The sequence below is a fragment of the Xanthobacter autotrophicus genome (assembly GCF_005871085.1).
Classification (GTDB): Bacteria; Pseudomonadota; Alphaproteobacteria; order Rhizobiales; family Xanthobacteraceae; genus Xanthobacter; species Xanthobacter autotrophicus.
On sequence record NZ_VAUP01000030.1, the window covers coordinates 1 to 816 of the forward strand.

Consider the following 816-nt stretch of genomic DNA (forward strand, 5'->3'; position numbering starts at 1 on the left):
TCTGCCATCTTCTGGCGACCTTCGAGGCTGTCCGAGCGTGAAAGACACGGAGCGCGAACTCGCCGACTGCGTCGGTGCCATCTATCAGGCCGGCGCCGGGGACGGCAGCTGGTTCGACGTCGGCGAACGCATCTGCCGGATCATGGATGCCCGGCGCGCCCTGCTGATCCTCGGAGGCCCCGGGGGGCCTCGCAACTTGCTGATGCCTGCCGACGGCAGCGAGACCGCATATTCCGACTATTTCCACGCCAGAGACCCCTATGCAGCCAAGGCCCGCTACGACTTTGCGACAGCACGAGCCTACCACCTCGGCAACGCGAAGCTCGGCGCCGAGCTGGTCGCCGAAACCGAACTCCTCCGCAGCGAATATTACTTCGACTTCGCACGGCATCACGAGCGTCGCCATGTGATCGGTGGCATGGCCGGCCTCACGGAGGCGACGCCGATATTGGTGTCCCGCGGCGACGACACGGGAGCATTCGACGAAACCCATGTCCGCCTGCTCAAGACCCTGATGCCGCACGTCCAGCGCGCCATCGAGCTGCGCGCGCGGCTGGGGCGGGATGACGAGGCGGTCGCCCTCACGCGGGCCGCCCTGGACGCGCTTCCCGTGGGCGTGAGCGTCGTCGATGCGGGACTGAAGATCCGCTTCATCAACGATCTCGCCCGCAGGTATCTGGCCGGACCCGATTCCGGCCTGTTCTCCCTGCGCTCGGGCCCCTATGCCGGCAGCGGCGTCTACCTCGCCGCCATGTCCCGGGAAGAGGCCGGCGTGCTCCGCAAACTCGTTGCCTCCGCCACATCGGGGGGCTCCGG

Annotated in this window: 1 protein-coding gene; it reads left to right on the forward strand. The window is 67.6% G+C overall.

The genetic code is table 11. From position 1 onward, the window contains the following. Positions 1-37 precede the first annotated feature (37 nt). On the forward strand, positions 38-816 hold a 779-nt coding region (locus FBQ73_RS14000), incomplete at its 3' end, for a PAS domain-containing protein (RefSeq protein WP_210236780.1).